The sequence below is a fragment of the Streptomyces sp. GbtcB6 genome (genome assembly GCF_019091475.1).
Classification (GTDB): domain Bacteria; phylum Actinomycetota; class Actinomycetes; order Streptomycetales; family Streptomycetaceae; genus Streptomyces; species Streptomyces hyaluromycini.
The window spans coordinates 64633-87713 of sequence record NZ_JAGXJL010000036.1; the positions used below are offsets into that span (position 1 = coordinate 64633).

The 23081-nt window shown below is 72.6% G+C and carries 12 protein-coding genes; 10 read left to right on the forward strand and 2 right to left on the reverse strand.

The annotated features are described in order from the left end of the window. The first annotated feature begins 5 nt into the window (after positions 1-5). From KVT45_RS40260 to KVT45_RS40280, 5 genes are read left to right on the forward strand one after another with little or no spacing between them, the layout of a single operon-like run. On the forward strand, positions 6-200 hold the full coding sequence (locus KVT45_RS40260) for a hypothetical protein (protein WP_217554330.1): 195 nt from the start codon (positions 6-8) through the stop codon (positions 198-200). After that, positions 197-2500 (forward strand): LamG domain-containing protein, encoded by a 2304-nt coding sequence (locus KVT45_RS40265; RefSeq protein WP_217554331.1) that lies wholly within the window; start codon positions 197-199, stop codon positions 2498-2500. Before KVT45_RS40260 ends, KVT45_RS40265 begins: the two co-directional genes overlap by 4 nt. Beyond that, a complete protein-coding gene (locus tag KVT45_RS40270) occupies positions 2500-3888 on the forward strand; it encodes a ComEC/Rec2 family competence protein (protein WP_217554332.1) in 1389 nt (462 codons plus the stop codon). Before KVT45_RS40265 ends, KVT45_RS40270 begins: the two co-directional genes overlap by 1 nt. Further along, on the forward strand, positions 3885-8372 hold the full coding sequence (locus KVT45_RS40275) for a DUF6603 domain-containing protein (RefSeq protein ID WP_217554333.1): 4488 nt from the start codon (positions 3885-3887) through the stop codon (positions 8370-8372). The genes KVT45_RS40270 and KVT45_RS40275 overlap by 4 nt, the downstream gene beginning before the upstream one ends. Continuing rightward, positions 8369-10198 carry a hypothetical protein gene (locus KVT45_RS40280; protein WP_217554334.1) on the forward strand — a complete coding sequence of 610 codons (1830 nt, stop codon included), beginning with the start codon at positions 8369-8371 and terminating at the stop codon, positions 10196-10198. Before KVT45_RS40275 ends, KVT45_RS40280 begins: the two co-directional genes overlap by 4 nt. Before the next feature lie 21 nt (positions 10199-10219). On the opposite strand, the gene KVT45_RS40285 is transcribed toward KVT45_RS40280, so the two are convergent. After that, on the reverse strand, positions 10220-11176 hold the full coding sequence (locus tag KVT45_RS40285; protein ID WP_217554335.1) for a helix-turn-helix domain-containing protein: 957 nt from the start codon (positions 11174-11176) through the stop codon (positions 10220-10222). 270 nt (positions 11177-11446) lie between these two features. On the opposite strand from KVT45_RS40285, the gene KVT45_RS40290 reads away from it, so the two are divergent. The 3 genes from KVT45_RS40290 to KVT45_RS40300 all read left to right on the forward strand — a co-directional run bounded on the left by KVT45_RS40290 (position 11447) and on the right by KVT45_RS40300 (position 17342). Further along, a complete protein-coding gene (locus KVT45_RS40290) occupies positions 11447-12430 on the forward strand; it encodes a hypothetical protein (protein ID WP_217554336.1) in 984 nt (327 codons plus the stop codon). Positions 12431-12516: 86 nt separating this feature from the next. Further along, the gene (locus tag KVT45_RS40295) at positions 12517-14364 is read left to right on the forward strand and encodes an HSP90 family protein (protein WP_217554337.1); all 1848 of its coding nucleotides are present in this window, start codon (positions 12517-12519) and stop codon (positions 14362-14364) included. 2 nt (positions 14365-14366) lie between these two features. Beyond that, positions 14367-17342, forward strand: coding sequence for a hypothetical protein (locus KVT45_RS40300; protein ID WP_217554338.1), 2976 nt, complete (start codon positions 14367-14369; stop codon positions 17340-17342). 19 nt (positions 17343-17361) lie between these two features. On the opposite strand, the gene KVT45_RS40305 is transcribed toward KVT45_RS40300, so the two are convergent. Further along, entirely contained in the window at positions 17362-18573 is a 1212-nt protein-coding gene (locus tag KVT45_RS40305) for a cytochrome P450 (RefSeq protein WP_217554340.1), read from the reverse strand. Between the two features lie 124 nt (positions 18574-18697). On the opposite strand from KVT45_RS40305, the gene KVT45_RS40310 reads away from it, so the two are divergent. Together KVT45_RS40310 and KVT45_RS40315 are read left to right on the forward strand one after the other, a co-directional pair. Then, complete coding sequence (locus KVT45_RS40310; protein ID WP_254648062.1) at positions 18698-19351, forward strand: TetR/AcrR family transcriptional regulator; 654 nt, start codon at positions 18698-18700, stop codon at positions 19349-19351. A gap of 358 nt (positions 19352-19709) precedes the next feature. Further along, a complete protein-coding gene (locus tag KVT45_RS40315) occupies positions 19710-23060 on the forward strand; it encodes a lectin (protein ID WP_254648063.1) in 3351 nt (1116 codons plus the stop codon). Positions 23061-23081 lie beyond the last annotated feature (21 nt).

Consider the following 23081-nt stretch of genomic DNA (forward strand, 5'->3'; position numbering starts at 1 on the left):
CACCCATGCCCGCGACGCCGCCGCCCCCGGACACCGCCCCCCGCATCACCCTCAGCCTCGGCCTGGACGACACCAACCTGGTCCTCGAAGCGCTGGGCCAGCTGCCCTTCGCCCGCGTCTACCAGCTGATCGCCGCCATCCAGGAGCAGGCCCACAAGCAGCTCGCCAACCAACCGGCCGACGGGGGGACCCCGGCATGACGACCGCCGATCTCATCCTGCACTGGCACCTGGACGAGGTCCTCGCCGACGACGGCGTCGTCGACGCCTCCGACAACCACCTCAACGGCGCCCCCGAGGGCGCCCCCAAGAGCCTTCCCGACGAGCGCTTCGGCAGCTGCCTGGCACTGGACGGCGCGGCCGACGCCCTGACCCTGGGCCGGACCCCCAGGCTGGCCCTGACCGCCGGGTACACCGCCGAGGCCTGGATCAACCCCGGCCACTTCCCCGCCGACCGGGCCGGGATCGCCGCGACCACCGCCCAGGTCTTCACCCTCACCCTCGCCGCCGACGGCTCCGTCGACCACACCAGCGCCGCCGGGGCCGCCACCGCTGCCGCCCCGCCCGGCTCCGTACCGCCCGGCGCCTGGACGCACATCGCCGCCACCTCCGACGGGCAGGTGGTGCGCACGTACATCAACGGCACCCTCGTCACCGAACGCCCGCTGCCCGCCGGCGCCGCGCCCGGCCCGGCCGCCGACGCCCTGGTCGTCGGGCGCTTCGCGCAGGGCCAGGGCCCCGCCGGCCACTACGACGGGCGCCTCGTCCACATCAGGGTCTACGACGGCCCGCTCACCGAGGCCGAGATCCGCCTCGACATGGCCGAGGACGAGGCGGAGCTGGCCGCGTTCGTCCGCAGCCACCCGGTCGACTTCGAACTCGCCAACCAGGACCAGCACCCGGTCCTGTTCATCGACGACGGACTCTCCGGCCAGCCGATGACGCTGACCGTGACCAACACCTCCCGGCAGGAGATCACCCTCCGCCCGCTCACCGGCCCCGTCTCGGCCGGCAACCACCACCTGGCGCTGCGGTTCCGCCCGCAGACCCTCGCCACCACCCCCGAGCCGGTACTGACCGCCCCCGGCTGGCAGTTGCTGCGTGCCCCCGACACCGGCACCGGCGGCGACACCCTCTACTTCCTGTGCACCACCCCCGCCCCGCTCCGCCCCGGCGCCCACCTCACCCTGCCCCTGACGGGCATGAACGCCGACGGCCGCGGCGGCACCCGGGGCACCCGCGTCGAACTCGGCTACCAGCAGCTGTCCTTCACCGGCGAGACCGACGAACTGACCGGCTCCCGGCTCCAGTTCCTGGACATCGTCAACCACCTCGGCCGTACCGACATCCCGCTGCGCGCCGCCTTCTCCGGCGGCAACCGGGTGCTCAGCGACGGATCCACGCCCAACACCCTGAGGCTGCGCATCGCCAACGCCTCCCACGACCAGCCCATCACCCTCACCGGCACCGCCGACAGCGGCGACGGGGCCGACGGCGCCACCGCCGTCGTCGTCGCCGTGGACGTCGAGCACGCCGGCGAGTCCACGGACTGGGCCCTCCTCACGGCCGGGTCCGCACCCGCCGCCACCCTCGCCGTCACCGGCACCTCCGACGCGCGCACGCTCCCCGTCACCGCCTTCCCGCAGCCCGTACGGGAGATCGGCGCCCAGAGCCTCCAGTGGAAGCTGACCGTGCCCCGCACGGTGACCGTGCCGCCCACGGGCTGGCTCGAACTGACCCTGGGCGGCATCGTCGCGCCCGCCTCCCTGGGCCAGGCCCAGGTGTACGTCAACTACGTCAACGTGCCCGGCTACGCCGACGCCGCCACCGCCGCCACCGTGGAGAAGTCGCCCCTGCTCTTCGCCGGTCAGCGCGCCGGACTCGGCACCACGACCCCGCACGCCAAACTGCAGATCATCGACGCCCCCGGCGCCCCCGACGCCGGCAGCCTCATCCTCGGCCCCACCGACGGCACCAACTCCAACCTGCGGATGGGCTACAACACCACCTACAGCTGGATCCAGTCGCACGGCATCAAGCCGCTGGCCCTCAACCCCATCGGCAACAACGTCGGCATCGGCACCACCTCGCCGCCCAACCCGCTCACCGTCTCGGCCGCCTCCGCCCACGTCCAGCTGCGCCGCGACATCGTCGACGCGCCGGCCGGCAACCTGCTCTTCCTGGAGCTCTTCCAGGCCCAGTCGACCACCCAGACCAACCCCAGCATCCGCTTCCACCAGTGGAACAACTTCTGGCACCGCATCGAGGCCCGCCCCGAGGGCTTCCACCTCAAGACCGGCGACCTGACCAGCGACGCCCTGGTGGACCTCTACACGTCCACCGTGTACGCCCAGCAACTCAACCTGGGCGGGCTGCTGTTGCGGCTGCACGACGCGGAGGTCCTCAACCAGTTGTCGTCCGGCGAACTCCAGGTCGAGCTGTACGACATCCCGCACAGCCGGAGCGGGGGCACCTGGACGCTGAGGCTGGTGACGTCGTGATGCCCGGGACCAGGAGCCGCAAGCGGGGAGCACCGCCTCCCCTGACCGTCGACACCGACCGCACCGAGGCGAAGAAGCTGAAGGCCGAGGTGGACACCGCGGAGTTGGAGGACGCCGGCGAGGTCGCCGAAACGCTGGTCGCCGAGGGTGAGCCGATCACGACGGACGAGGTCGACGAAGGGGACCTGAGGGTCGACTGCCTGGACGCGCTCCAGGGCGACTGCACCCTGATCACCACACCCGGGGGCCACCGCATCATGATCGACTGCGGGATCTACGCCACCGTCGTCAACGACACCACCGGGTTCAAGGAACTCCGGCGTACGGCGCTGGCGGATGCCGTGAGCGGCTTCCTGGGAGCCGGCAAGTACCTCGACATCCTCATCCTCACGCACCCGGACAAGGACCATCACAACGAGGTCGTGCGCTGCCTGCGGCCCGACATGAAGGTCGGCAGCGTCTACTTCAGCGGGAAGGACGGCGACTACCAGCGGGCCGCCCGCCGGCGCCTGCTCGACATCATCAGGCCGCTGCCCGAGGACCCCACCCGGACGGGCCTGCCCAAGCAGGTCTTCTGCCGCTGGACACCGGGGGGCCGTACGACCACGGAGGTCGCGCTCAGGACCGCCGACGGGGAGACCGCCTACGGGGCGGCGGACGGGACCATCGACGTCCGGGACACCGGCAACTGCCTGATCAAGATCCTGGTCGAGCCGAACTGCACGGTGTCCGTCCTGGCCGCCGGGCTGGCGCGGGACTCCTACCCCAAGGTCCAGGACACCAATGACATGAAGATCGACGACGGGGACGCGGACGGCAGCAACTGCGGAAGCATCGTGACGCTCGTGGAGGCGTACGGCAAGAAGCTGCTGTTCTGCGGCGACGCGACGGTCAGCACCGAACAGTTCCTGGTCGACAAGCACGCGGCCCGCATATCCGGTCTGGACCTGCTGCGGGTCGCGCACCACGGCAGCGGGGAGACCTCGTCCACCCGGAGCCTCATCGAGACGGCGAAGGCCAAGACGGCCGTCATCAGTTCGGGGCGGCAGTACAGCATCTACCACCACCCCCGGTGGGCGGCCGTGCGCCGGTATCTCAACGAGTTCAAGTCGAGGCTGCCCGCCACGCCACCGGACGCGCACGGCACCCTGCCGCTCCAGTTCTGGCACGGGTTCGCGACCGAGGAAGCCGCCGTGACCGCGCCTCCGTCGACGTCGGGCGCCCAGCGCCCGCTGGGCATCAACGGTCTCACCCCCACCCCCAGCGGGACCGGCAGCCTGTACGACGCGATCCTCGGCTACCCCCTCCACCAGACCCCGTACACCCACATCGTGGCCAAACCGATCGGCGGCGGGCTGCGGGGCGCGGTCGAGGAGGACGCCCGGTGACCCCCGACGAACTGCAGTCCGCGGTCGCCGCCGTGCTCCACGACGGCCGCCTCGACCTCGACCTGGCCGGGCTGCTGCCGACCGCCGCGTCCGGCTGTTTCGGCCGCCTGCTCGACGGCGGCCGGCTGGTGCTCACCGCGGCCACCGCCACCCCCACCGCGAACGGCGTCACCGTGGCCGGGGCCGGCGCGGCCACGCCGTTCCTGGGCATGGTCACCGTCACCGCCGCACTCACCGTGGATCCCGCACAGGACAGCGGCACGGTGGTGGCCGTGCTGGACGCCGAGGGCGACGAGAACTGGTCCTTCGCCGTCAACTTCCCCGTGCTGCGCGGCACGTTCTTCGACGGCCAGCGGTTCACGGCGCCCCGGCTGCACGTGGACTCCGCCGCCGTCGCCGCCGCGGAACTGGCCGAGGCGGGCAGCGGCGCCGCCGCTTTCACCGGCACCCTGATCGTGGGCACCCGGCTGGCGGTGGTCGACCTGCTGCTGCCCGGTGCCGTGCACGCCCTGGACGGCGGGATACGCATGCTCTCCGGGCTGCCCGGGTCCCGGGTACCGACCTCCACCGTGCCCGACATCGTCCTGGACGGGCCGACGGGCGGCCGGGTCGACCTCGGCCTGTTCACCGTGGAGCGACTGCGGTACGAGATCTACGGCAACCCGCGTTTCGACTACGCCCGTATCGACCTGGTCGTCCCGGCCTTCCTGCGGATCACCGGAGTCATCCCGTTCACCACCGCGTCCGGGCAGAGCCACCAGGTACTGGTGTACACGGACGTCTCCGGTGACGGACGGCTGATCCGACTGACCGCCGACTTCCGCGACGTCGGCGCCCTCCCGTTGTCCGACGTGGCGGCGCTGGCCGGGCCCGGGGGCTTGTCGTTGCCGATCGGGCCCGGCATCGTCCTACCGGTGGTGCTCGCCGAACTGGCCGTGACCCTCACCCCGGGCGGCGACCGACTGGTCGACTCCGTACGGGTCCTGCTGGAGACCCAGGAGGAGTGGACGATCGTCCCGGACCTGCTGACTCTGCAGGCGGTGGACGTGGTCCTCCAGGTGGAGCAGCCCCTGACATCCGCCCGCAGGGTGCGGGGTTCCGTCACCGGGCTGGTCGCCATCGGCGAGTACGGCACGCTCGAACTCAGCGTCGTCTCCGAATCCCGCACGCTCTCCGGCGGACTGCGCGAGGACGACCCGCCGCTCCACATCCGCGAGGTCTACCAGCACTTCACCAAACAGGACGCGGGGCATCTGCCCGACATCACCGTCCAGGCGTTCACCTTCTCCATGACACTGCCGGACGACCAGCGGCAACTGGCCTACGAGGGCCGGATCGTGCTCGACGCGGACTGGCAGATCGCCGACTGGCTGGTCCTGACCCAGGTCTCCTTCCAACTGCAACACCAGGACGCGGCCACCACCTTCTCGGCCCTGGCCTACTTCTACGTGGGCTCGACCTCCGTCCTGGTCTCCGCCGCACACGACCCCGACCCCGCCAAGGGCTGGACCTTCGCCGGGGAGACCGGCCCGGGTGTCGCCGCCCCCATCGGGGACCTCGCCGACGACCTCGCCCGGCACTACGCCGGACTCGCCCTCCCCGCGCCCCTCGCCGGGCTGACCGTGCAGAACGTCGGCGTCCGCTACAGCACCGGCACCGGCGCGCTGTTCGTCACCGCCGAGGTCACCCTCCCGGTCGACCGGTCGACCGAACTGGACCTCACCGTCACCATCGACACCGCCGAACGGCGCTACAGCGGCGACTTCACCGTCAACGTGGACGGCACCGCCTACGCCTTCACGGTCCGGTTCGCCGACAGCCCCGACGCCCAGCGGTTCGTCGCCACCTACCGCCACGGCACCGGCACCGGCCCGGCGCCCACGCTGAAACGGCTGGTCGAGGCGGTGTCGCCGTCCGCCGCCGCATACATACCCGACGGCATCACCGTCGACCTCAAGGACGCCCTGTTCGCCTTCGACAAGGCCGGGCTCACCGGCGTCCACGTGCTCGGCGCCGACCTGGCCGGCACCGTCGACCTGGCGGACCTGCCCCTGGTCGGCGAGCGGTTCGCGGGCGGCGGCGGGACCTTCGGGGTCGACCCGCTGCGGCTGCTTGCCGTGTCGGGGCCGCTGGCCGCCGCCGAAGCGGCCGGGCTGAACACCCTGCTTCCGGCGGAGGTGGCCCCGCTGCCCGCGGCCGCGGACCTGGCCGCCGGGTTCACCGCCGACGCGGTGCTGAAGCTGGGCGGGATCACCCAGCCGCTGAGCCTGCCCGCGCCCGGAACCGACCAGCCCCAGACCCCCGCGGCCGCCCCCGGGCAGCCGAAGGCGACCGACGACAACGTGGTCTGGTACAAGGTGCAGCGCACCTTCGGACCGGTCACCTTCCAGCGCGTCGGCTTCGCCTACCAGCGCCCGCCCGGCGGCTCCGCCAAACTGGCGTTCCTGCTGGACGCCTCGCTGAACGTGGCCGGGCTGGCCCTGACCCTCGACGGCCTCGCGATCGGCATCGACCTCGCCGACCCCGCCCGGGGACCGCAGTTCGAGCTCCGCGGGCTCGGGGTGTCGTACAGCTCGGGCGAGGTGGAGATCAGCGGCGCGTTCCTCGCCGACACCATCACCTACCAGGGCCGCGAACTGCCCTCCTACAGCGGCAAGGCGGTGCTGCGGACCAAGACGTTCTCGCTCGGCGCGCTGGGCTCGTACGTCCAACTGCCCGAAGGCCCCTCGCTGTTCGTGTACGCCTTCCTGGACTACCCGATCGGCGGGCCGCCGGTCTTCTTCGTCGAGGGACTGGCCGCCGGGTTCGGCTACAACCGGCGTTTCATCGCCCCGGACGTGGCCGCCGTCGCGACCTTCCCGCTGGTCGCCGAGGCCGCCGGGACGCAGCCGCCGGGGGCGCTCGCCGACGAACTGCGGGCACTCCAGGACTACTTGCCGCCGTCGGCGGGGGACTTCTTCCTGGCGATCGGCGTGCACTTCAGCTCGTTCCGGATGATCGACTCGGTGCTGCTGCTCTCGGTGGGCTTCGGGCACCGCTTCGAGGTCGACCTGCTGGGGCTGGCCACCCTGGTGCTGCCGTCCCCGGACGCGGTCAAGGCCGGGGCGACACCGCTGGCGCAGGTGCAGTTGGCGCTGCGCGCCACCTTCGTGCCCGACGAGGGGTACTTCGCGCTGCGGGCCCAGCTGACCGAGAACTCCTATCTGCTGTCCCGGGACTGCCGGCTGACCGGCGGTTTCGCGTTCCAAGTGTGGTTCGGCGAGGACCACAACGGCGACTTCGTGCTCAGCGTCGGCGGCTACCACCCGCGCTTCACCGTCCCCGCCCACTACCCGGCCGTCCCCAGGCTGGGGTTCACCTGGCAGGTCACACCGCAGCTGACGATGAAGGGGTCGGCGTACTTCGCGCTGACCCCGTCGGCCCTGATGGCGGGCGGCAGTTTCAGCGCGACCTGGCAGGACGGGTCGCTCAAGGCGTGGTTCAACGCCTCCATGGACTTCCTGATCGGCTGGAGCCCGTACCACTACCAGGCGGACTTCTGGGCGAACATCGGGGCGTCGTACACCTTCAGCTTCTTCGGTACGCACACCGTCTCGGCCCAGGTCGGGGCCCAGGTGAGCCTGTGGGGACCGGAGTTCAGCGGGCGGGCCGCGATCGACATCGGCATCTGCTCCTTCGACCTGGCCTTCGGGGCGGGGGACCGGGCCGGGCCCCGGCCGATCGACTGGGCGGCGTTCCGCAAGGCGTTCCTGCCGGCGGCCGACGACGCCATGGTCACCGTGGTGCTCCAGGGCGGGGCGGCCGGCACCGGCGGCGCACCCGCCAAGGGCGACCTGGGCAGCGTCAACCCGCTGGAACTGGTGCTGGGCACCGACTCGGTCATCCCCAGCCACGACGCCTACCGGGGCCCCGAGCAGGGCGGACGGGCACTGGACACCACGGGCGCGGCGACCGCGTTCGGGATCGCGCCGCTCGGCCGGGACCACAAGAACCCGGTGGCGGCCACCCAGCGCATCGAGATCCGCCGGGCCGACGGCAGCCGCGCCGACGACGGCTTCCGCTACCAACCGGTGACCAAGAACCTGCCGGCCGCCATGTGGGGCGACCGGCTGCTGCCGTCCGTGACCGATCCCGCCTTGGTAGACGACCTGCTGACGGGGTACACGATCCGGCCGCTGCCACCGGCCGAGCCGGCCACGCCGCCGTATCTGCCGCGTGCCGTGCTGCGCGCCACCACGGCGCTGGACACTCAGCAGGACGCCTACCGGTGGCTGGACCGGCAGCCGTTCGTCCCGGACGGGCGGGACGCGGCGGCCCGCCGCCAGGCGATCGCGGACTCTGTCACCGCCCCGGACACGGCGGCGGTGCGGTCGGCGGTGGCCGCGGCGGTGCTGACCGGCGCCGCCGACGACGACCCGCCGGATCTCGGCGGGTTCGACGCGGCCGGGTTCCTGGTCGTACCTCAGGTGGGGGTGGAGCAGTGAGCACGACGCCGCCGGACCGGACGCTGTTCGTCGACTACCAGGTGCCCTCGCTGGCCGCCGGGGACTACTCGGTCAAGGTCACCCAGACCATCGGCGTCGACCCCAAGCCGTACACGGCGACCCGGACCTTCTCCGTCGCTGGGGAGCGGTTCGCGCTGCCGCCGGAGCTGGTCGGGGCCGTGTTCCCGCCGGACGGCAGCACCGGTGACCACAGCCATGTGCTGCCGCACCTGGTGCTCAGCCGCTCCAGCCTGCCGTGGGAGCGGACTCCGGAGGCGGTACACGGTCAGGGCGCGCCGCTGCCGTGGCTGGCGTTGCTGCTGTTCGCCGGGGACGAGCGGCCCGAACCGCGGGTCATGCCCCTGTCGGCGGCGACGGGCACCGCGGACGCGTACTTCCCGGTGCCCGCCGCGCTCCCGGCCGGTGACGACCCCCAGGTCACGGTCATCGACGTGCCCAAGGCCCTGCTGGCCGACCTGCTGCCGACCCGCGCCGAACTGCCCCTGCTGGCACACCTGCGGCGCGGCGACGGGGACGTGCCCGACGGCGCGGTGGTGGTCGGCAAGCGGCTGCCGCCGGCCGGCACGTCCAGCACCGTGCACCTGGTCTCGCTGGAGGGGCGGTTCCCGGCGTTCCCGGCAGGCGGCGACTTCGATCTCGGTCCCGGCGGGCCGGACTCCCCGGTCCGCCTGGTCTCGCTGGCCGACTGGCGGTTCGCCTGCCTCGACGAGGCGGAGACCTTCGGCCGGCTGGTGGCCGGGCTCACCGACGCGGGCAGCCCGCTGCGGCTGCCGGACAGCGGCGAGCCGCACGCCGACACGTATCTGCGGCAGGGCTATGTCCCGGTACGGCACCGGCTGCGCGGCGGCGGCCGGTCGGTGGCCTGGTACCGGGGCCCGTTCGCCATCGGACCGGCCACTTCCCCCGACCCGGACCAGGGCCCGGCCCGGGCCGCCGACGAACTGCTACGCTACCACCCGGGCGTCGGCATGTTCGACGTCAGCCATGCCGCGGCCTGGGAGGCCGGACGGCTGCTGGCGCTGCGCAGCACGGGCTTCGCCGGGGCGCTGTACGAGTGGAAGCGCCGCCGGGACCAGGCCGGGAAACGCACCGTGGCGGCCGCGCACCCGCTGGCGGTGGCGCCGATCGACGACGCGCTCCCGTCCGGCGTCACCGAGTGGCTGACGGGGCTCGCCCGGCTCGACGGCGTCCCCTTCGGCTATCTCGTCCCCGACGAGCGGCTGCTGCCCGTGGAGACGGTGCGCTTCTTCCACCTGGACCAGGAGTGGATGCGCCACCTGGTGGACGGCGCCTACAGCCTCGGCCGGGTGGGCACGGCCGACGCCGAGCTCGACGCCGCGCATCCGCTGCCGCTGGACCACCCCCTGGTCACCGGTGCGCTGATCCGCTCGGACGTGGTCTCCGGCTATCCGGGGCTGCTGGTCGACGGCTACGCCGACCCGGCCGGGGCGCAGTCGCTGACGCCGGTGCGGGTGGAGCGTTTGGCGCCGAGCGTCCTGCTCTGCCTGTACCGGGGCGACCTGGGCCGTCTCGACATCCACCAGCAGCCGGAATCCCTGCACTTCGGGGTCGAACCGCAGCCCGGGGGCACCTTCACCAAGCGGCTGCGCGGCCTGGCCGACACCGCCCCCGACGCCGGTGAGCCGGCCCCCTTGCCGCTCGGCCCGCGCGGCACGGTGCCGGTGCGGCGACTGGCCGACGCGATGGCGACACGGCTGGGCACGGACCCGGCGGCGTTCACGGCGGGGGCGCTGGCCCGGCAGATGACGGAGACGGGGGAGCGGGTCACGTTCCTGCGGGGCTGATCCGCGGCACCCATCGCGACCTCACCCCTGCGCCCCCGTCCCCCTGGCGTCCGCCGTCACCAGGCCCACGTCGACCGCGGAGAGCGGAAGCGCCGGGTGTGTCAGGGCGGCCTCGGCGGCGGCGCGCAGCGGGAGCGGCAGCCGGCCGCACCGTTCGGCGAGGGTGGTGGCGCCATGGCTGTCGGCGGCGACCCGGTCCCCGACGAGGGTGCGCAGCAGGCGCAGCGCGTCGCCGGGTGGCAGCGGGCCGAGCCCGATGCGGTGCGCCCCGTGCCGGGCGACCAGGTCCGCGAGGCGGCCCCGGCCGGTGGCGAGCACGGGGCAGCGCGGGGTGCCGGGGAGCAGCGGCCGGATCTGGTCAGCCGACGCGATGTCGTCCAGCACCACCAGAACACGGCGCCCGGCGAGGAGGGTGCGGTAGCGGGCGGCCCGTTCGTCCGGTGCCTGGGGCAGGTCGTCGCCGGGTACGCCGAGGGAGCGCAGGAAGGCCGCGAGTATGTCGGTGGTGGCCGGGCCCGTGCCGGGTACGGAGCCGCGCAGCTCGGCGTAGAGCTGTCCGTCGGGGAAGGCGTCGCGGACCCGCTGGCCCCAGTGCACGGCCAGCGCGGTCTTGCCGACTCCGGCGGGGCCGGACAGCAGGCAGATCGCGGTGGCGGCGGCCAGATGGTCGTCCAGGAACCGCAGTTCGGTGTCGCGGCCGGTGAACGCGGGCACGTCGGGCGGGAGTTGGGCGGGCACCGCGACGGGGGCCGGGGCCGGCGGGGGTTGGGGAGGCAGGTCGGACAGCGCCGTGACGACCAGGCGCCGGGTGTGTGCCCGTCCGACGCGCCCCGCCTCCAGGTTGCGTATCGTGCGCACCGACACGGCGGCCAGTGCGGCGAGTTCCTCCTGGGTCAGCAGGGCCGCCGCACGTCGCGACCGGACCCACGAGGCGAATTCCCCGTCTCGTAAAGCTACTTTCCCGGTGTCGAACAGCACTCCGGAACCTCCCCGGAATCTCCCCGGAATCTCCCCATGGTCTGGTCCTGATCGTACGGACAAGACCCCCCTGGTTGGAGTGGGGCGCGGGGCGGCGCGGCCATGCCTTTGACAGGCCTTTGCTGTTCGGTTGATCGTCGAAGGCCGGGGGAGGGGCGCGCGAGCGGGACCGGCCCCCGTGAGCCACCGGTGAAAACCCTGTGCGGCGATGTCGGTGGGGCCGCTTATGCTGCACCGGAATGATCACGCGGGACCTGGGGAGGGCGCGGCATGTTCGGCAAGCTGTTCGGCAGAGGCGGGGAGAGACCGGCGGCGGATCCGCATGCCCTGCCCGCATCGCGCCGGCAGAACGGGGTGTACAAGCTGCAGTTCCTCGGGGACACCCGGGTCATGGCGCTGGTGGTGGCCGCCGAGTCGGGGGACTGGGACGCGGTCAAGATGGCGTCGGCCCACTTCGATCTCGGCCGCGACCACCAGGTGCTGGGTGAACTGTCCGACGTGGACGGGCTGGAGGAGTGGATCGGCCGGGCCGTCGAGGAGGACGAGCAGCACCGGGCGACGGCCCTGCTCATATCCGGCTCGCGCCACATCATCTGGGGCTGGGAGGCGCGCACCTCCGCGCGTGCCTCGAACGTCTCGCAGGAACAGTGGCGCATCTTCCACGAGCGGCTCCACATCGCCGAGGAGCACCTGCTCGAAGCCGCCGAGCTGCGGCCGGAGTGGATCACGCCGTGGCGCCGCCTGCTCACCTCGGGCCGTGGCATGTCGCTGGGCACCGCCGTCAACGAGGCGCGGCTCGACGCCGCCCTGCGCCGCGACCCGCTGGACCTGGAGACCCACATCGAGTGGGTGTCGCATCTCCAGCCGCGCTGGCACGGTGAGCCGGGCCAGGCCCTGGAGTTCGCGCGCAAGGCGTTCGCCGACGCTCCCGACGGCCATCGCCTCGGCTGCGCGGTCGCCATGGCCCACATCGAGGACTGGGTGGAGTCGGACGACAAGAACTGCCTCGACACCCCCGAGATCCAGGGCGAGCTGAAGGACCTGGCCAAGCGCAGCATCCTCCACCCCGACTACGAGCGGCGCCCGGGCTGGCAGGAGGACTTCAACATCTTCGCCATGGCCCTGGCGCTGGCCGCCGAGAGCGTCGTGGCCCCGCGCGTCTACCACGAGCTGGACGGCGCCTTCACCCGGTGGCCCTGGACGTACATGGCGCAGCCGGAGAAGACGTACGCCCGCTTCCGGCGCCGCGCCTGAGCCGACGGCCGCCGTCACCGGTGTCTCTCACACCGCCCGGCACGTCTCTCCCGCCACCCTTCGACCACTCCACCCCGGACGCCTTGATGACTCTGCCCCACACCCCCGCGAGCCCGGCCGGCGCCGACCGCACCTTCCAGGTGGACCTGCGCGGCCTCGTCGACCTCCTCTCCCACCACCTCTACTCCAGCCCCCGCGTCTACCTGCGCGAACTCCTCCAGAACGCGGTGGACGCGCTGACCGCCCGGCACGGCCTCGAACCCGGCGCCCCCGCCGACGCGTTCGGCATCCGCCTGTACGCCGACGGTTCGGTGGTCCGGGTGGAGGACGACGGCGTCGGTCTCACCGAGGCCGACGTGCACACCTTCCTCGCCACCATCGGCCGCAGCAGCAAGCGCGCCGAGCAGGTCGCCGAGCAACGCGCCGACTTCATCGGCCAGTTCGGCATCGGCCTGCTCTCCTGCTTCCTGGTCGCCGACGAGATCCACGTCGTCAGCCGTTCCGCCCGTACCCCGGACGCCCCCGCCGTGGAGTGGCGGGGACGCGGCGACGGCAGCTACACCGTCCGCACCCTGCCCGCCGCCGCCCGCCCGCGCCCCGGCACCACCGTCACCCTCACCCCCCGCGCCGACGCGGGAGAGTGGACCCGACCGGCCCAAGTGCACGCGCTGGCCCGGCACTTCGGCTCCCTGCTGCGCCACCCGGTGACCTTCGACGACGGCACCGGCGGCCCCGGCGCGGCCGTCAATCCCGAACCCGCACCCTGGGCGCGTACCTACCCCACGCCGGGCGCACGCTCCCGCGCGCTGGCCGCGTACGGCGAGGAGGTCTTCGGGTTCACCCCGCTGGACACCATCGACCTCGACCTGCCGGCAGTGGGCCTCAAGGGCATCGCCTGCGTGCTCCCCGACGCGGTGCCCGCCGGGCGCCGCCACGGCCACCGCGTGCACGTCAAGGGCATGCTGCTGTCCGAGCAGGCCGAGGAGATCCTGCCCGAGTGGGCGTTCTTCGTCCGCTGCGTCCTCGACGCCGAGAGCCTGCGCCCGACCGCGTCCCGCGAGTCCCTGTACGAGGACGACACCCTCGCCGCGGTCCGCGACGCCCTCGCCGAACGGCTCCGCGCCTGGATCGCCCGGACCGCCGCCAGCGACCCCGACCTCCTCGGCCGCTTCCTCCAGACCCACCACCTGGCCGTCAAGTCCCTGGCCGTGCACGACGACGAGATCCTGCGGATGCTGCTGCCGTGGCTGCCGTTCGAGACCACCGACGGACACGCCACCCTGGACGAGTTCGCGCGCACCCACCGCACCGTCCTCGTGACCGCCAGCGTGGAGGAGTTCCGGCAGGTGGCGGCGATCGCCGCGGCCGCCGGGCTCGGCGTCGTCAACGGCGGCTACACCTACGACCGTGAACTGGTCCACCGGCTGCCGGAGATCAGGCCCGAGGTCAGCGTCGCCGACCTCGACCCGGGCACCCTCACCGCCCACCTCGACCCCGTCGACCGGGAGACGGAACTCGCCGCCGCGGCCTACCTCGCGCTGGCCCGCGACGCCCTGGCCGTTTTCGACTGCGACGTCGCGCTGCGCACCTTCCAGCCCGCCTCCGCCCCCGCCCTCCTCCTCGACAGCCGCGAGGCCCGGCACGAGCGCACCCGCTCCCAGCTCGCCCGCGAACAGCAGGGCGGCGTGTGGGGCGACATCCTCGGCCACCTGCGCCAGGAGGCCCCGCGGGCCCAGCTGATCCTGAACCAGCTCAACCCGCTGGTCCGCACCGCGGTCACCATCGACGAGCCCGAACTGGCCCGCACCAGCGCCGAAGCCCTCTACGGGCAGGCCGCGATGCTGTCCCGCCGCCCGCTCAGGCCCGCCGAGTCGAGCCTCATCAACCGCTCCTTCCTCGACCTCCTCGCCCACGCCCTCCGCAAGGACAGCTGACGATGCCGACCGCACCCCATCCCCAGAACACGGACGAGCTGTACCAGGCGCTCCAGGAGAACGACCGGCGCCCCTACGGCCGCACCCGCACCGTCACCGCAGAGGAACTCGTCGACGCCGCCGAGCAGTTCGCGGAGCCCCGCCCGCTCGCCCACGCGCTCCTCGCACTCCAGAAGGCGTACAACTACGGCTCCGAGCCCAGGAAGTCGCCCGTCGTCTTCGCCCGCGTGCTCACCCTCTTCGACGAGCAGCCCGACGTCTTCGACGAGCGGCTGCGGCACACCCTGTTCTGGCGGTTCAAGTGGGTCGCCAACGCCCTGCTCGCCCTGCCCGAGATACCCCTGGCGAGCCTGCGCCAGTGGCTGACCGAGATGCGCGACCGGTACGAGAAGGCCGATCTCGGACTCCAGCCCTACTACGGACAGGCGTACCACCTCGCCGCCCACGTCGGCGAGGACACCGACCTGGCCTACGAGCTGTGGGCGGGACGGACCCGCACCCGGCTCAGCGACTGCGAGGCCTGCGAGATCTGCGAGCGTGCCCGCCACCACCTCGCGGCGGGCGACGACGAGCGGGCGCTGCGCACCTGGGAGCCCGTGCTGGCCGGGAAGGAGTCCTGCCAGGAGGAGCCCGCCCGCTCCGTCTCCTACGCGCTGCTCCCCCTGCTGCGCACCGGCGGCGCCGACCGGGCCCGCGAACTGCACCTGGCCGGCTACCGCGCCTGCCGCCGCAACCCCTCGATGTCCGGCGAGGTCGGCCGGCACCTGGAGTTCTGCGCGCTCACCGGCAACGAGGCACGCGGCCTGGAACTCCTCGCCGAGAACCGGAACCTGTTCGACGAGGTCGAATCGCCGCTGGACCTGCTCAGCTTCCTCACCGGCGTGGAGGTCCTCCTCCAGCGCGTCGAACTCCTCGGCCACGGCGACCTGCCCGCCGCCGGATACCCGGGCCGCACCTGGACGGTGGCCGGCCTGCGCGCCGAGGTCCGCGGCCGCGCCGACGACCTCGCCGCCCGCTTCGACGCCCGCAACGGCACCACGACCCACACCGACCGGCGCCGGGCCCGCCTCGACCGTGCCCCGCTCCTGGACGCACTCGAACTGACCCTGCGCACCCGCGGCCTCGACGACGTGACCCCGGCAGCCGCCCCCGCCTCCGCGCCTACTCCCGCGTCCGCCGCCGTCCCCGAGTCCCTTCCCGAACTCATCACACGGGCACGGGAGTTGGAAGAACAGGGGCATCCGGACGCGACGGCCTGCTGGGCTCGGCTGCGCACGCTCGTTGCCTCCCCCGGCTACGCCCACCCCGACGACCCGGCCGTGGGACCGCTGGTACGGCTGCGCGCGGACCTGCTGGACGACGAGGCGAGCCGGGCGGGCCAGAAGGACGAGTTCGACGCGTCCGCCGCTCTGTACGAGGAGGCCGCGGGCCGGTACGACGAGGCCGGAGCGCCGGATCACGCGGCGCTCGCCCGCGCCTGCGCCCTGCTCGCCACCGCCCAGGTCATCCCGCAGGGCGCCGACGGGGCCGACGAGGCCGACGGCACCGAGGGGGCCGAGACGAAGGCCGCCGCGCTGACCGCCACCCACGCGGCACTCGTCCGTCTGCACGAGGAGACGCCCGGCCTGGCCCCGTTCCAGGAGGCCCGGCTGCTGCGGCTGCGCACGTCCGCGCTCGGCCTGCGGCTGCAGACGTCGAGGAACGAGGAGGACATCGCGCCGGTCTTCGCCGAGCTGGACCTGCTGCTCGCCTTCGCCACCCGGCACGACATCGCCGGGCAGGTCTCCACCGCCCACCTGCTGCGGGCCAGTTCGTACGCGATCGTCGGCGATCTGCCCGCCGCGGCCACGGAGACCGACGCCCTCCTCGACCGGCTGAAGGCGCACGGCCCGGCCTGGCACCTGCCCCGCACACTCGGCCTGCGCGGCAAGATCCGAATCGGACTCAAGGACGCACAGGCCGCGCACGCGGACCTGGCCGAGGCGGTTCGCCAGGCCGCCGAATGGCCCGCCGACACGGTCGACACGGCCGGCCTCCACGGCGATCTGGCCAGGGCCTGCATGCACCTGGGCCGCCCCGACGAAGCACTGCGGCACCTGACGCGCTCCGCGGAACTGGAGCTGCGCCACGGCAGCCGGTTCGACGCGTTCTGCACCTACAGCAACGCGGCGCAGCTCAGCCTCGACCTGGGCCGGATCGAGGACTGCATCGCGCTCCTCGACTCCCTCCTGGCCGAACCGGACGTAGCCGCCGGGGAGCTGGACGACCGGCTCGTCGCCCAGCTGCGTCTGGCCCGCGCCCGCGCGCTGCACGCGGGGGAGGACCTCAAGGCGGCGACGGCGGAGTTCGCCGCCCTCGCGGCCGAGTCGGCGGGCTGGGACGACGACCCGGGGAGCCATGCCATGATCGCCGCGGAGACGGCCGTACTCCTGGCCGAGTCCGGCGAGTTCGGCCGGGCCCGCGAGGCCGCGGACCAGGCTCTCGCCGCGCACGCCCGGGACCCGCGCTACGAGCAGCTCAGCAACTGCCTGCGCGAACTCGCCCGCCTCCAGGCCGAGCGGCAGGGCGCCGAGGGCCTTGCCGACGCCCTCGCGCTGCTCGCCGACGCGGGCCGGATCGCCGACGAGGCCCGCACCGCGGGGTACGAGTCTCGCGGCCGCGACCTGGACAGTGCCCTGGCCTACGAACACGGGCGGGTCAACGCCTACGCCAGTGAGTACGAGACCGCCCTGACCGCCCTGGACAAGGCGCTCACCCTCCTCGGCGAACCCGAACCCGAGTCCCACGACAGGGACCACGTCGGCGAGTGGGCCGAGTGCGTCCGGCTCACGGCCGTCGTGGAGGGCCTCTACCTGGAACGCCCCGCGCCCGCCCTGGCCCGCCTCGACGAGGCGGTGTCCCGCCTCACCGCCCTGGGGCACACCGAGGAGACCGAGCCGCTGACCTCCCTGGCGGCCCGGCTGCGCGACGAGGGGTGACCCGACGGGTGCGCCGCCCTCACCAGGTCACGGGCAGCTCGCTGACCCCGCCGGTGAGGGTGGTGCGGACCTCGAGTTCGTCGACGTCCTTGGCGAGCCGCAGCCCGGGCAGGCGCTCGGCCAGGGCGGTGAAGACGATGCGCAGCTCCGTGCGGGCCAGGCTCGCTCCGATGCAGAAGTGCGCGCCGTGGCCGAATCCGAGATGGTTGCGTTCCGGACGGTCGGGGTCGAACGTCTCGGCGTCGGTGTAGACGGCCGCGTCGCGGTTGGCCGAGTTGATGGAGAGGATCACGGCGTCGCCGCGCCGGACGGTGACCCCGGCGACGTCGACGTCGGTGTGGGCGTAACGCAGCAGACCGAGGTCGCCGGGCGCGCCCAGGCGCATGATCTCCTCGACGGTGGCGTTGACCCGGCCGGCGGGGTCGGCGGTCAGCGCCCGCCACTGGCCGGGGCGGGTGAGCAGGAAGAGCGTGCCCAGCCCGATGCGGTTGACGGTGGTCTCGTGCCCCGCGAACAGCAGCCCCACGCAGAGCCTGATCATCTCGGCGTAGTCGAAGTCCGCGTCGGCGCTCTGCGCGCGTACGAGGTCGGAGATGACGTCCTCGCCCGGCCGGGCGCGCTTGGCCTCGGCGAGAGTGATCATGTAGTCGTTGAACTCGTCCCGCGCCCGTTCGGCTTCGTCCCCGATGGCGTAGTCGGCCATGCGCGCCGACAGCGCGGCGAAGTGTTCGCGGTCGCTCTCGGGCGCACCGAGCAGCCGGCAGATGACGGCGACCGGCACCGGGAAGGCCAGCCCGGCATGCAGGTCGACCACCCCGTCCGGGGCGGCGGCCCGCTCGGCCTGCAGCCGGTCGATGCAGCCGTCGACCAGGTGCCGTACATGATCGGAGAGCATCACCATGCGCCGGGCGGAGAAGGCCGGGGTCAGCAGCCGGCGCATCCGGGTGTGGTCGGCCTCCTCGGTGGCGTAGTCGCCCGACGGGCCCTCCTGCACGGCGGCGGTCGTGATGCGGGACGCCCGTTCCGGCTCGGGATGGGAGCGGCCGAGCCGCTTGTCGCCGAGGAGCTCGCGCACCTCGTCGAAACGGGTGACCAGCCAGGCCGGATCCTCGGCCGGCGTGGTGACCGGCGTGATCGGCGCCTCCCGGCGCAGCACCTCGTACAGAGGCGCGAGATCGAGCACGTTCGGCCGTGCGAAGGGCAGTCGTGAACGCTCGGCGGCACCGTTCATGGTCCTCCTCCTGGACCTCGGAACGCGATCTTCCGGCACTTCGACCGTAACACTTTATTGTCAGTGACTGCCAATAACCTTTTCGGCCAGTCGCCCCGCGGCCCCGGCGTGATTGGATCGCCCGATGGAGGACGTGACGGTGGACAGCGGCCCGATAGCGCCCCGCCGGGGACGGCCCCCGGTGAGCGACCGGCAACGGCAACGCCGGCGCCTCGACATCTCCCGCCACGCGGTCCGGCTGTTCGCCGAACAGGGAGTGGCCGCCACCTCCGGCGGGCAGATAGCGCGGGCGGCCGGAGTCTCGGAGCGCACGCTGTGGCGCTGGTTCCCGAGCAAGGAAAGCTGTGTGGAGCCGCTGCTCACCCAGTCGGTCGCGGCCTTCCAGGAGGTCCTGCACGCCTGGCCGCCCGAGGCCGATCTGACGGAGCATCTGCGCGCCGCCTACCGGGCCGCCCCTGACGCGTCGTCCGACGGGGACGCCGAGGCGGTGCTCACCGTGATCCGGATGACCCACGACGAACCCGCGCTGCGCGCCGTCTACCTGGTGCTCCGGGAGCGTGCGGAGGAGACGTTCGCCGAGGTGCTCGCCGGACGTGCGGGCGGGTCCGCCGACCTGCTCGACGTCCGTATGCGGGCCGCCACCATGAGCGCCGTGCTCAAGGTGGCGACCGACGACCTCGCCCGGGCCGTGGCCGAGAAGGGCATCACCCCCGAGGCGCTGCGCCGGCACCGCGAACAGCTCGCCGACGCGCTGAGCCGCGTCACCCGGGGGCTGTAGGGCCGCGCGGGGCCGTTGCCGAGTGGGTGTAACTCCCGCAAGGAAACCAGGCGTTGATCCCGGCGTGGCCCACTCTTTGAACTTCGCGCGCAGAAAGTCCTGTTGGTCTCGTTGACATGCCGCAAGCGCAGGCGTTTCACTCAACACTCGTGTATGGCAACGTTGTCAGGCCGTGGGAGCGCGACCCGATCCGTTGCCTGTCGCCTGGCTTTCCGGCGCTTCTCGGCGCGCCGACACCTGATGTGCGAAGCACGAACTGCTGCGGAGGCAACCGATGGTGAGACCCCGACGTTCAGCCGCACCACCCCCCACCAGAGCAGGATTCCGCGGGCGCCTTGCCGTGGTCTGCGTCCTGGGCATGGCAGCGCTGCCGCTCTCGACGGTCGGCAGCGCCCAGGCCGCGAGCACGGCGAGTCCGGCCCTCGTGACGGACCCCGCGTCCCTCGTCAACCCCCTCATCGGCACCTCCGGTGCGGTGGACACCTTCCCCGGCCCCGACATGCCGGCCGGCATGGTGCAGTGGGGCCCCGACACGACGCCGAACCGCCCCGACGGCGGCGGCTACGAGTACGCCGACAACAAGCTCTCCGGCTTCAGCCTCACCCACGTCTCCGGACCGGGCTGCCCGGTCGCGGGCGACCTGCCCGTGCTGCCGGTGACCGGCGCGCTGTCGGGCGACCTCGGCAGCACATCGGTCGGTTTCAGCCACAGCGACGAGAAGGCCGGCATCGGGTCCTACAAGGTCACCGACGCCAACGGGGTGAAGACCGAGCTGACCGACACCACCCGCGCCGGTCTCGGCACCTTCACCTTCCCGGCCGGACAGCAGGCGAACCTGCTGTTCAAGCTCAGCGGGGGCGCCACACAGGTGGACGGAACCCGCGTCCAGGTGGTGAACAGCAAGGAGATCAGCGGCGCGATCGACAGCGGCCACTTCTGCGGCGCGAGCAACCGGTACACGCTGCACTTCGACATCAAGTTCGACCGGCTGTTCGCCGCGAGCGGCACCTGGGTCGGCGGCACCATCACCCCCGACGCCAAGTCCCTGAAGGCGGGCAAGGTTCAGCAGGCCCCGCAGAAGTCCACGTCGAAGCCGCTGAAGGAGAAGCACTTCACCGTCCCGGCGAAGCCGGCCCCGACGATCCACGGCAGCGCCGCCAAGGCCTCCGGCACCGCCTCCCTGGCACCCAGCGCCAGTGCCGCATCCCGGTTGTCCAAGGCCGCGTCCCGGTTGTCCAAGGCCGCAAAGGCCGCCCAGCCGCCCACGACCGGCGCGAACGGCATGTACCTGACCTTCGACACCTCGACGAACACCACGGTGACGGCGAAGGTCGGCATCTCGTACACGAGTGACGCCAACGCGGCGGACAACCTCGGCACGGAGATCAAGAACTGGAACGTCGGCGCCGTCGAGAAGGCCAACCACGACGCCTGGAACGCGGTGCTGAAGAAGATCCAGGTGGGCGGCGGAACCGCCGACCAGCAGACGCAGTTCTACACCGCGCTCTACCACGCCCTGCTGCACCCGAACGTCTTCTCGGACGACAACGGCCAGTACATGGGCATGGACAACCAGATCCACAAACTGGCCAAGGGGCAGAAGGCCCAGTACGCCAACTACTCGGGCTGGGACACCTACCGCTCCCAGACCCAGCTGATGGCGCTGACCGAGCCCAAGGTCGCCAGCGACGTCGTCACCTCGATGCTCAACGGCTACGACCAGACCGGCCTGCTGCCCAAGTGGGCCTCGAACAACGGCGAGAGCTATGTGATGGTCGGTGACCCGGCCGCCGGCATCATCACCGACGCGTACGCCTTCGGCGCCACGGACTTCGACACGTCCAAGGCCCTGGCAGCCCTCCAGCACGAGGCCACCGTCCCGAACAACGACCGCCCCGGCGAGCCGGTGCGGGACGCCAAGGGCTACCTCCCGCTGGACGAGAACGACTACAACTGCTGCAACTTCTACGGCCCGGTCTCCACTCAACTGGAGTACGACTCCGCCGACTACGCCCTCGCCGCCTTCGCGAAGTCGCTGGGCAAGACGGCCGTCTACGAGAAGTTCGCCACCCGCGCCCAGGACTGGATGAACGTCTTCAACCCGCAGACCGGTTACCTCCAGGCCAGGAACAAGGACGGCCAGTTCGCGACCGGTTTCACCCCCGGCACCTCCAACGGCTTCGTGGAGGGCACCTCCGCCCAGTACACCCCCATGGTCCCGTTCAACCTGAAGGAGCTCATCCAGGCCCGCGGCGGCACCAAGGCGTACTCGTCCTACCTGGACAGCCTCCTCGACGACATCACCAGCCCCGGCAGCACCGACGCCGACCTGAGCAACGAGCCCAGCGTGGAGATCCCCTGGGAGTACGACTACACCGGTCAGCCGTGGAAGACCCAGGCGGCCGTCCGCGACGCCCAGCAGAACCTGTACTTCAACGCTCCCGTCGGCTCCTTCGGCAACGACGACCTGGGTGCCATGAGCTCCTGGTACGTCTGGTCCGAGCTCGGCATGTACCCGGAGACCCCGGGCACGGACACCCTGGTGCTCGGCAGCCCGGCGTTCCCCGTCGCCGAGGTGACCCTCGGGAACGGCAAGACGGTGAAGATCGACGCGCCGCAGGCCGCGCCCGACGCGCCGTACGTGCAGTCACTGAACGTCAAGGGCAAGGCATGGAACGCCTCCTGGCTGACCTTCCAGCAGTTCAAGGGCGCGGGCACGCTCGACTACACGCTCGGCACTCAGCCGAACACCTCCTGGGCGTCGGGTCCGTCGGCGGTGCCGCCGTCGGACACCACGGGCGGCGGCCGGGTGCTGGCGGCGACCGGTCCCGCCAACGGCCTGGTCCTCCAGCCGGGCACCGGCGGTGACGGCACCCTCGACGTGACCAACCTCGGCAGCGAGGCCGTCACGGTCGACTGGACGGCGACGGCGCCCTCCGGCGTCACGCCCGACACCGCGTCCGGCTCGCTGACGGTGCCCGCCTCGGGCAGCGCCGAGGCGAAGGTCCACGTGACGGCGGGCGCGACCGAGGGGACGTACCCGGTCACCTTCGCTCTCACCGACCACGGCACCGGTACGGCACTGTCCGGGGCGGCGCTCCGCGTGGCCGTCGCCAAGCCCGGCGCGCTGTGGCCGTACGCCACCAACGAGGGCATCTACGCCGACGGCATCACCTACTCGGGCGGCTTCGACGGCGGCGGCTGGGCCTACTCGCAGAACGCGCTGGCGGCGGCCGGCGTCACGAGCGGCTCCACCCTCACGGTCGACGGCATCTCCTACACCTGGCCGACGGTGACCTCGGGTCAGCTCGACAACCTGGAGATGGCCGGCCAGACCCTCCCGATGCCGGCCGGCACGTCGGGGGCGTCGCTGGGCCTGCTGGGCGCGGCGGTCAACGCGCCGACCGACGGCAGCGGGGTCTCGGGCACGCTGACCGTCACCTACACCGACGGCACCACCTCCCAGGCGACGGTCGGTTTCTCGGACTGGACGCTCAACGGCGGACCGAGCAAGCCGCTGCCGGGTGACACCACGGCCGTCACCACCGCCTACCGGAACACCGGGAGCGGAGGCCGGGACGGCGTGAAGACCTATGTCTTCGCCACGAAGGTCCCGCTGGATCCGTCCAAGCAGGTGGCGTCGGTGACGCTGCCGGTGACCGGCTCCTCGGGCACCGACCACCTGTTCGCCTACGGCTTCGGCCAGTAAGGCGTACGGCGGCACGGCAGC